Raw genomic sequence first — 10,171 nt, 5'->3', positions numbered from 1 at the left:
TCACTCGAAACCCTCGTTTGCGTGCGTGGATTGAAGTCTTAGTAACCTGCAATACACGCGTAAAACGCCGAGGGTTTTCGAGTTTTCTAAATAAATCGCAAATCAAGCTTCGCTTGATTGAGGTCTAGTTTGACCCATTGGTCGGAAACGCTCAAATTCAATCCGGCAGTCGATAACCTGCGATGCAGCGATCTTTGTTGCGATTTGAGCGCTGATAGGCGAATGGCCGATTGTTCCGACGCGGGTTGATAGGTCAGCGCCGCCAGTTCACCATTGACGTCTCTCAGCTCGCGGACCAGTTTGGTCACTCGGGGATCTGAAGTCAGCGTCGTTTTACCAACTGTCTCTTGGGTTAGCGCCTTGGAGTTTAAAAGCCAGCCTGCTGATTTTTCTGCGACTTCAGATTGATTTTTCAGGTGTACCGCCAACGAAAGTGCCTTTTCTAACTTGGCTTGATCTTTCGTTGTCAAAAATTGAAATTGCTCGTTCGGTGTTATCAACGGCAGCGATGAGGCGATAAAGGCTCGCGAGGCGACTCGCGATTGATCGATTACTTGAAACGCATCCAGTGGTTTGCCAGCCCTCAAAAGAACTTCCGAATAGACCTCCCTCGAATGTTGAGAGTAAACGTGAGTTTCCGGCAAAAGTTCAAGCAAGAGTGGCACGGACCGATTCAGGATCTCCAGAACTTCTTCATGTTGTCCGGCACGGGCGAGCGACTGCCCGGCATAATGAATTTGGCGGAGGACTCCAGGGTCCTTTACTTCAAGAGCTTTCGCGAAAACCTCGGCGAGCTGAATCGTTAACTGTTTGATGGTATCATGATCACCTAACTCGAGCAGCACAGAAGCGTACGCGGATATGCAAGTCGGAAGAACCTGATTCGAACTATTGTCATCAAGGGAACTGAGTTCCAACGCCCGAGCCAATAGAGGACGGGCTTCGTGGGGGCGCCCCGCGTCTGAAAATGTGACACCTAGATTGAGATACTCCACACCGGAAGCTGATCCTCTGTTCATCCCGAGGTCAAATGCGATTTGGTGAAATCGTAACGACGCATCATCGAGGCCTACTTGACTACAAATAACGGCGATTTGGGTAGCCCTCCAATGGCGAGTAAAATTGTCCCATTGACTGTCATCCGACAGCTGCTTTTGGTACACGGGAATCAGATCCGCAATGATGGATTTGGCCCGATCGATGAAACCATGACTCATTTCAACTGCGGCGACTTTCTGCGCTGTGCGCATACCAATGTAAGTTTCCAGCACTTCGCGTTGTCGAAGTTCTCGATAATAGGTATCCCACAGATCTAGTATCGCTCCGGCGTCACCGAGGTCTGAGAGAACCTCATCGATTGCGTAGACTGCGCGGTAATTGTTCAACGGATCCTGCAAGCACAAATCAAGAATGCGATCGCATTCTTGGCGTGCTTCTGGTGTTTTTCCATTCAGAACCATCCCACGCACTACTTCCACGCCAGTAACCAAAGTTTCAGTGGCTTTCGGGCCATGAAGCTCCAACGCCCGCTCGTAGCGATAACGACGATGTTGCATCGCTTCTTCGTAAAGTTCGGACTGGTCTAGCGCCTTGATCAAAGCATCGACTGACTCGGTTGTTTCCTTGTGTTCGTCGCCAAAAAGTTCGCGTTTTTTTGCAAGCATTAATCGACGCAACTGCACAGATTCCCGAAGTGCATCTTTGTCAATTACGCTGTTGTGTAGAGAGCTACTCAAGTTGTCGGCAAGAAGTGATTGAGCCTCAAGTGTCTTGGCATGGTCAGGGCCCAGGGTCTCAACTCGAACTTTCACGATTTCGCGTCGAAGCGATCTCGCTTTAAGAAGCAGTTCCTCATAACCCGACCCAGCTTCAAACGACCATGTCGAACTCAGTGTGATCGGGCCATTCCCGAGTGGGGCATTACTCAATCCGAGAGCATAGGATGCCATCGCCGAAAGTACGTTTTCATGCTTTTCGCCGTACCTTTCGATCAACTTTTCTAGCGTGTCATCGTACAGTTTACGGCCTTCATCGAACCGACCGAGGCGAAGCGTCGCATCTGCTAAATCCATAGTCGCTTCAACGCGATCGACATCAAACTCGTCAAGCGTCTTCGTGTAGCCGTCGACAAGTAGTTGGTAATATTCTCTCGCCTGAGCCATGTCACCACTGTGCCACGTTGTAATGTCAGCCAGCGACGATAATGCGTCGAGTGTCTTTTTGTGATGCGGACCATAATGCGTATTTCTTCGAGTGAACGACTCCTTGAGCATCGCCTCGGCTTCCGCGTTTCTCCCGACTCGTTTGAGCCAGAATGCTGGGTTGAAAAGAGCTCTCAAAACGTAGGGGTGTTGTGTGCCCAGGGTCTTCTCCCAAGAAGTCCTTACGCGCGCGATAATGTCTATCGCTTCTTGCGTGTCTCCTATGGCATTCATGCACAACGCTAGAGACTCCCGATAGTCGTTCACTTCCGGATGGTCTACGTCGAATAGTGATTCGGTGGCTGCGATTGCCTGTTTCAATTTTGTGATTGCTCCATCGAAGTCTTTTGATTTCTTCAATGCGAAGTGTTGACTATGAAGTTGGTCAGCTAGTTGAAGCTGCTCACGTTGACGGGCCGAGTATTGTGGAAACACAATGTCACTGACATGAATCCAACCCTGCTTTTTCGCGACGGGCGCGGTGACCAGCCACCAACCATTCTTTCCTCGTTCTTCCGCCCAGAGTGGTGTGCCGCTGGCGACCTCTTCGATGACCCTTGGGCCGTCCATGATTTTGCCGGGCGAGGCCGACACGCGAATCGGAATCACGTCCAACGCCAACGCATGATGGTTGAGGAACGTCAGTGCGGTTGCGAACAGGATCGTGGGTAGAAAAGCAACGAATCTTTCAGCGGTCTTGTTGAGTTGGAACGCGGGCAGGCAGATTCGATTTTCTGGAAATCGTATCATTGGTCGTTTCCCGTCACGGTGAATGCCGCCCAGTAGTACGGGTATGCGGCTCCGAAACGTGCCTTGCGCTGCTGTATTTGTTCGAGCTGAGCTGCTCGTAATGACGCCGAACGCGACAATCCGGTCGCGAGATTTTGGAAAAATTTACCCATCAACCATGCACTTTCGCGGTCGTGGATCTGCCATAGCGTAGAAACCACGGATTCCGCGTCCGCCATTCGGAAGGCCTGCTGCAAGTCGCTTCTCGAAAAAGGACGACTTAGATCCGGTGAACTGTAGCCCGATGCCGCAGTGACAATCTCCGCATTCGATGGCGATCGTGGAAAGATCGAGTGAGAGGCAGCTATTTCATTGGCTGAAGTCGCTGCGGATTCCGCGAGTTTGCCTACCTTCGGCGTTTGTTCGGATCGACTAAGAAGAATCCGTGAGTCTGAACGACCAGATAACATAGGTTCATTTCTTCGTGATTTTAGTTGTTGTATTCAAATTCAGAGGTCCCGCGTGGAAGTTGTCGCCGAGACGGTACCAAACGTGACCAGCAGTAAACCTCAAAATAAGTTTTTCATCGGCATTCCCTCCGAAATCGGCGATGGTTGGTCCGTGTGGAATTTTTGGCTGTTTTAGCTTAGCCTCGATTCTAACGCAGACGCATTTTTCGATCTTACCGGACAAGATAAAAGAAAGTTTTCCATGATTGCGGATCAGCACTCGTGCAAGGATACCGCCTCAGGCGTGAAATTTCGATTTTGCCCCTAGCCAGAAACACCATATCTCGCCGATCTTGGGTCTGCCCTCCGTTTTTGCCGGACCGGCAAAGCGGCCGATAATCGTTGTGATCCGCACAAGCTGAAGATATTTCCAAATCTTCGATTCCATCAAGGAAACCGACCGAAAACAACATTGATCCATGAACCTCCCCTTCCGATCGGACCGTCGAAATGTCGTTTTCAGATTCTCTCGAGCAGGACGAAGTCGCGCTGCTCAAGTCCACTTCGCGTCGAAAAGCTTCCGCCAAACCGTCCCGCCGTGGCGAAGCGGCTCAGTCGCCGCTGGAAACTTACCTGCGAGAGATCAACGAAACGCCGCTTTTGTCCGGTGAAGAGGAGACACAGTTGGCCGCGCGGATCGCTCAGGGGGACGTGATGGCTCGCGACCAAATGGTGAGGGCGAACTTGCGATTGGTCGTCAACATCTCTCGGGGCTACACCGGCAAAGGGCTCGGCTTGCAAGATCTGATCGAGGAAGGGAATCTTGGTTTGTTGCGAGCGGTCGAGGGATTCGACCCGGCCCACGGGACGCGGTTTAGCACTTACGCGAGCTATTGGATCAAGCAGTCGATCAAACGGGCACTGATCAACAGTGCCAAGACGATTCGTATTCCCGCTTACATGGTCGAACTGCTCAGCAAGTGGCGGCGAGCGACGGCGCGATTGAGTGAAGAGCTCGGTCGCACACCGACCAACGAAGAGGTCGCCCGCGTTCTCGGCGTTCCGAAGAAGAAATTGCCGATCATTCGCAAGGCGATCAAGATCAACAACTCGACGCCCCAAAGTGACCAGTCCGAATCGGGTTGGTCGCTCGGCGATATGGTGATGGACGAGCGTCAAAAGGCCCCTGACGACGAGATGCTCGATCATGACATTTTGAAACACGCCATGAGTCTGCTCGACGATCTCGATGAACGCGATTCGATGGTCTTGAAGCTCCGGTTCGGGCTCGGTGGTGCTGAACCGATGACCCTCAAAGAGATCGGGGCGGAGTTGGGGTTAACGCGGGAGCGGGTTCGTCAGATCGAAACCGAAGCCCTGCGCCGTCTGGCGGACGGATTAACCGATCCACGCGACTTTGGCCTGTTGTAGTCGCCGGCCCCGAAGCGACTATGATGGAGGGAAACTTTGTCCCGTTTTCTCCATGCCACTGACCTGTGTTCCATGAACCTATCCAGCTTGCAGAACCGATTCCACACGCCCGTTTTCTCACGTATCATTGCCGTAATGGTTGGCATCGCGTTGGCGATTACCAGCATTTGCGGGCCGATCGTTGCCGCTGCGGCCGACGACGAGAAAAAAATCGAGGCTCCGAAAGAAGTTGATCCGGCGAAGAAGGCGAATCCGGCAAAACCAGTAGAAAAGCCTGCTAAGGCAGCCGAGAAACCGGTCGCCAAAAAAGACAAACCGACCAAAAAAGATCCGCCGCCAAAGAAAGAAGAGCCCAAGCCATCGGTCGTATCCATTTTTCCCGACAAAGCCTTGGAACAGGCCGTCCGGGCCGAAGTGTTCGCCAAACGCAACAACGAGGAGCCGATCACGGCCGAAGACGTCGCCCGCATTTCCCGCGTGGTGGGTGTTGGCAAGGGCATCAAGAATCTCGAGGGATTGCAACATTGCAAGTCGTTGATGCTAGTTGATTTGGCTGATAACCAAATTCAGGACCTGAAGCCGATCGCGTCTTTGAATCGATTACAAAGTGTCACGTTGGCGGGCAATGAAATCAAAGACATTTCGCCGCTCAAGGCACTCACCGCGATGCAGTTGCTCGACTTGTCCGGCAACCAGGTCGAATCGCTCGAACCACTTCAGGCGATGGAAAACCTTCGTACCTTGTACGTCGCCGACAACCGAATCGAGTCGCTCGAGCCGATTGCCAAGTTGTCGAAGATTTGGTCACTCGACGTAGCCGGGAATCAGGTAAGGGATTTGACACCGGTATCGGGTTTGTCGTGGTTGACGACGTTGGAGATTTCCGACAATCAAGTCAAGTCGCTCGCCCCGATCACTTCGCTGAACGACTTGGACATGTTGATCATGCCGGGCAACCCGATCGAATCACTCGATCCATTAGTGCAGATGTGTCAAAAAGACGCCCAGGCGGACCGCCGTTTTGCCCCCTATTTGGATGTTTACTTGAGCCCTGATCAAATTAGCGATCCGAAGTGGGAGTCGGCCAAGAAGTCGCTTCAAGAGTGCGGCGTCGACTTGCACGAATACCAGCGGGCGAAAAAATAAACCGCGTTCACCTTTTCCTTTTCACAGTTCGTCCGATCGGGCAGTTCGTCCCGATGTTGCCAGCATGTCCATCACCGCCGAAGAATTTGCCGAACGCGCCGTTTCCGTTGGAGTTGCCGACCGGTGGGAAGTGGACCGGGCCGTCAGTGAATTAGGCGTGGGCGAAGTCCCGTTAACTCAGATGATCGACATGCTGCAGCGACGTGGATTGGTGACCACCTTGCAAGCGGAGAAAATTGTCCGAGGCGATCGCACGGGATTCTTTTACGGCAAGTACAAAGTCTTGTATCTGATCGGTGCGGGAACGTTCGCGCGGGTTTACCGCGCCGAATTGGACGGGCAGGTGTTCGCGGTCAAGGTGCTCCGCAAGCGATTCCGTGACGAGCCCAAAGAGCTCGAGCAGTTTCTTCGCGAAGGCAAAATGGGTTTGAAACTCACCCACCCGAACATTGTGAGGATCAATGATGTCGTCGATGATAAACGCAATCCGTTCCTCGTGATGGAGTTTGTTGAAGGGCAAACGATGCGCGAGTTGGTGCGTATCCGAGGCAAGTTACCTTATGAGCTCGCGCTCAAGCTGATCGGCGAAGTCGCCGCAGGTTTGGCATTCGCGGCGGGACTTGGTATATCTCACCGTGACTTAAAACTTTCCAATGTGTTGATCACTTCGGGCGGTGTGGCGAAACTGGTGGATTTCGGTTTGGCAGCGTTGGCCGACCGAAGTAACCCGGAACAGGTTGCCGATTGTCCCAACGCGCGGGCGATCGACTACGCGGCGCTCGAACGTGGTACGAGCGTTCGCAAAGACGACCCACGCAGCGACGTGTTCTTTGCCGGAAACATGCTCTACCACATGCTCGCCGGGGTTCCGGCGCTATCGGAGACGCGTGACCGAATTCAGCGTTTGAACGTCAACCGTTTTCGTGACATCCAACCGATCTTCGATCATGTGCCCGATTTACCCGGCGTGGTTAATCAATTGCTTCTGAACGCGATGGAGTTCAATCCTGCGCTGCGAATTCAATCCGCCGCCGCGTTGCATCAAGCGGTCAAGGGTGTTTTGGAAGAACTCAAACGTGGCGGTGAACGGACAGAGCAGCTTCCGGGCGAGAAAGTTAACGCCGAGGACGTCGGCGATGATAAGGTCATTACCAATGAAGGGGTCGGTTATGTCGTGATGTTGGTCGAATCAAAAACCTCACTGCAAAACGCCGTCCGCGAGCGACTCAAGGCGCAAGGGTATCGAGTGTTGATCATTTCGGATCCCCGCCGGGCGTTGGGGCGATTCAGCGACGCGGTCGATAAGCCGGCCGACTGCGTGATCTTCGGTGCGGGCGAACTCGGAAACGATGCATTGGATGCCTTCAATGCCTTTGCCGATAACGAAGATACCGCGTCTATTCCGGCCGTCTTGTTAGTTGATCCTTCGCAAACGCATATTGTCGCCCGCGCAAAACGTGGTTCCAACCGTGCGTTGTTGCCGTTACCCTTGCGGGTCAAGCAATTACGAATGGCATTGATCAAATTATTGGCCAACACGGAGAAACGTGCCGCCGGCACTTATTGAGCTCATGACGATTTCCAAACTCACCGTCGCTAAACTCACTTCAGTCGGCGGTGGCCAGATGGCCCGCGCGCTGATCGGCGGGATGATCGCCAAAGAAGCCCTCTCGCCCAATCAAATCGCCGTCATTGAACCGACCGCAAGCTCACGGGATTGGTGGTCGCAAACGTATTCAGGATGTCAAACCTCCGGCACCGAGGCATCCGGAATCGTCGCCGCGATGGACAATGCGGACTTGGTTTTGTTGGCGGTCAAGCCGCACGTGATGAGCCATGTGTTCGAAAACGAAGCGTACAACTTCGGTGACAAGTTAGTGATTTCCATCGCCGCAGGTTTACAGCTCGGTACCTTGGTCGCCGGAGTAGGGCACGACCGCGTCGTGCGGGTGATGCCCAACACACCGAGTCTGGTCGGCGAAGGTGCTGCCGGATTTTGTTGTGCCGACGGAGTGACACCATCGGATGTGGACAATGTCGAAAAAATGCTAGCTAGCGTCGGTTACGTCACACAGGTATCCGAGTCCCAAATGGATGCGGTCACGGCGGTCAGCGGTTCCGGCCCGGCGTATATGTTTTTGCTGATCGAAGCACTTGCCGACGGCGGCGTCGCCGAAGGACTGCCCCGGCAAACGGCGCTGGAACTGGCCACGCAAACCATGCTCGGGGCCGCCAAAATGGTCCGCGACACGGGGTTGCACCCGGGGCAACTCAAGGACAATGTTTGTAGCCCCGGAGGCACGACCATTGCGGCGGTGCGAAGTCTGGAACAAAATGGAGCCCGCGCCGCCATGATCGATGCCGTGGCCGCAGCCGCCCGACGCAGCCGAGAACTCAAGTGACCCCCGCCCATGCACGAACCGCTGATCAAAGTCGACGACAAACATGTTCCGCTTTACCGAATCGTATGGGTGGCCGATTTGCCGCACTTTTGTGGTGAAGAGGACTGCGTTCGGGAAGGCTATTACGAAATTCGGTTGGACGTCGACGATTCGTTGTGGACGAGCCACCATGACCGCGACCGGGTTATCGAAGCCCTAAATCAATGGTGCGGCGACCCGAGGGATGAAGGCGAGTTTGAATAAAGATCGCGAGTTTGAATCAACTCGATCGCTTCATTCCGGTTCGCGGAACCGATAACCGACGCCTCGGACGGTCTCGATCAAGTCCGCCGCGTCGCCCATCTTTTTCCGCAGGGCCCGGATATGAACGTCGATCGTTCGCTCCAGTACGAGCGTATCTTCGCCCAGGGCAGCTTCGACGAGTTCGTTGCGATCGAACGCTCGTCCAGGTTGTCGTATCAAGGTTTCGAGCAATCGAAACTCACTCTTGGTCAACTTCAAGGGTTCCTCAGCGATCGTGACGACGAACCGCCTGCGGTCGACGGTCACGCCGAAATGGCTGACCGAGTCGTTGTCGTCAACGGCGGGCTCGCGACGTCGTAGCAAGGCTTTGACTTTTTGTAACAAGACCTTGTAGCTTTCGACCGGTTTGACGATGTAATCATCGGCTCCCATGGCAAACCCGACGACTTGATCGGATTCTTCGCCGAGGGCGGATAACATCATGATCAACGTGTCGCGGGTTGCCGGGTTGGCCCGCAATTGTTTGCAGACCTCCACACCGCTGAGCACGGGCAAGTCGACGTCCAAGATGATCAAATCGGGAAGGATCAGCTTGGCCTGTTTCAGGGCTTCACGACCGTCGCCGGCCCGGTAAACTTCATAGCCGGCACGCTTGAGTTGATATTCGAGCGTTTCGACAAGTGGTAAGTAGTCTTCAACGACCAGAACTTTGGTTTTCGACATTCGTTTGCACAGCGAGGAAGTTTCCGAAAGAGCCGCCATCTTGGTCAATGAGCGTGTTCTTCGCAGCGCCCAAGTCGTGCCGTAAATGGAGAAACTTGGGTTAATATTCGGTGAAGCGACTATCCTAGCATGTCCAATGAAGAGATTCGGTTTCTTAGACGATTTGGCGCTAGCGGTCTGTTGATTTAGTTTTCATCGTAACCCGAAGCGTGAGCGAGGGATTCAACGCCATTAAAACCTCTTTATATATCTCTCGCTCACGCTTCGGGTTACGATTTAATCAACAGCCCGCTAGCCACGAGCCCGCTAGCCACGGTTCCCACTTAACTGGGGTTAGACAATTCAGTTAGGCGAAAAAATATCGCACGACGTGCTTAGCTGACGCATCTCGTTCCCGTCCCCACCCATCCCCCTGATAGGAAAAACATCCGATGAAGAAAGTCCTCCTCAGTGTTCTCGGTTTACTCGTTCTTGGAATCTACAACATGCCCATGCCCGCCACCGGTTCGGATTCGAGCGACGAAGCTAAAAAATTGCGTCACGTGGTCATGTTCGGTTTCAAGGAATCCAGCACCGAAGCGGAGGTTCAAGGCGTCGTCGATGCGTTCGCCCAATTGCCCGGTCAGATCCCCGAGATCGCCGATTTCGAATACGGTCTCAACAACAGCCCCGAGGGGCTCAACGATGGTCTGACGCACTGTTTCTTGGTGACGTTTGATAGTGAAGCGGACCGAGCAATCTACCTGCCGCACCCTGCCCATAAGGCATTCGTCGAAGTCCTCAAGCCTCACATGGAAAAGGTCGTCGTGATTGATTACTGGGCGAAGTAATCCCCACGCGGGATAGG

General features: G+C 53.6%; 9 protein-coding genes. 6 read left to right on the top strand and 3 right to left on the bottom strand.

The annotated features are described in order from the left end of the window. Nucleotides 1-86: 86 nt before the first annotated feature. Both Pla100_RS10415 and Pla100_RS10410 read right to left on the bottom strand, forming a co-directional pair. Entirely contained in the window at nucleotides 87-2,810 is a 2,724-nt protein-coding gene (locus Pla100_RS10415; protein WP_231602924.1) for a tetratricopeptide repeat protein, read from the bottom strand. A 137-nt stretch (nucleotides 2,811-2,947) separates the two neighbouring features. Next, the gene (locus Pla100_RS10410; RefSeq protein WP_146577623.1) at nucleotides 2,948-3,400 is read right to left on the bottom strand and encodes a CHAT domain-containing protein; all 453 of its coding nucleotides are present in this window, start codon (nucleotides 3,398-3,400) and stop codon (nucleotides 2,948-2,950) included. A 489-nt stretch (nucleotides 3,401-3,889) separates the two neighbouring features. On the opposite strand from Pla100_RS10410, the gene Pla100_RS10405 reads away from it, so the two are divergent. From Pla100_RS10405 to Pla100_RS10385, 5 genes are all read left to right on the top strand, one after another. Continuing rightward, nucleotides 3,890-4,810, top strand: a complete 921-nt coding sequence (locus Pla100_RS10405; protein WP_146577622.1) for a sigma-70 family RNA polymerase sigma factor — start codon at nucleotides 3,890-3,892, stop codon at nucleotides 4,808-4,810. 72 nt (nucleotides 4,811-4,882) lie between these two features. Beyond that, nucleotides 4,883-5,956, top strand: coding sequence for a leucine-rich repeat domain-containing protein (locus Pla100_RS10400; RefSeq protein WP_231602923.1), 1,074 nt, complete (start codon nucleotides 4,883-4,885; stop codon nucleotides 5,954-5,956). 64 nt (nucleotides 5,957-6,020) lie between these two features. Next, a complete protein-coding gene (locus tag Pla100_RS10395) occupies nucleotides 6,021-7,523 on the top strand; it encodes a serine/threonine-protein kinase (protein ID WP_146577621.1) in 1,503 nt (500 codons plus the stop codon). A gap of 4 nt (nucleotides 7,524-7,527) precedes the next feature. After that, nucleotides 7,528-8,358 (top strand): pyrroline-5-carboxylate reductase, encoded by an 831-nt coding sequence (gene proC / locus Pla100_RS10390; protein ID WP_146577620.1) that lies wholly within the window; start codon nucleotides 7,528-7,530, stop codon nucleotides 8,356-8,358. A gap of 9 nt (nucleotides 8,359-8,367) precedes the next feature. Then, a complete protein-coding gene (locus Pla100_RS10385; RefSeq protein WP_146577619.1) occupies nucleotides 8,368-8,601 on the top strand; it encodes a hypothetical protein in 234 nt (77 codons plus the stop codon). A gap of 30 nt (nucleotides 8,602-8,631) precedes the next feature. Here Pla100_RS10385 and Pla100_RS10380 read toward each other — a convergent pair whose 3' ends face one another. Next, the gene (locus Pla100_RS10380) at nucleotides 8,632-9,324 is read right to left on the bottom strand and encodes a response regulator transcription factor (protein WP_146577618.1); all 693 of its coding nucleotides are present in this window, start codon (nucleotides 9,322-9,324) and stop codon (nucleotides 8,632-8,634) included. Nucleotides 9,325-9,755: 431 nt separating this feature from the next. Between Pla100_RS10380 and Pla100_RS10375 the strand changes: the two genes are divergently transcribed. After that, a complete protein-coding gene (locus tag Pla100_RS10375) occupies nucleotides 9,756-10,154 on the top strand; it encodes a Dabb family protein (RefSeq protein WP_146577617.1) in 399 nt (132 codons plus the stop codon). Nucleotides 10,155-10,171: the final 17 nt, after the last annotated feature.

Origin of the sequence: Neorhodopirellula pilleata (assembly GCF_007859915.1) — a bacterium.
In the GTDB taxonomy this organism is placed as follows: Bacteria; Planctomycetota; Planctomycetia; order Pirellulales; family Pirellulaceae; genus Rhodopirellula; species Rhodopirellula pilleata.
The sequence above is the reverse complement of the archived record's forward strand: the minus strand, read 5'-3'. Positions and strand labels throughout refer to the sequence as shown.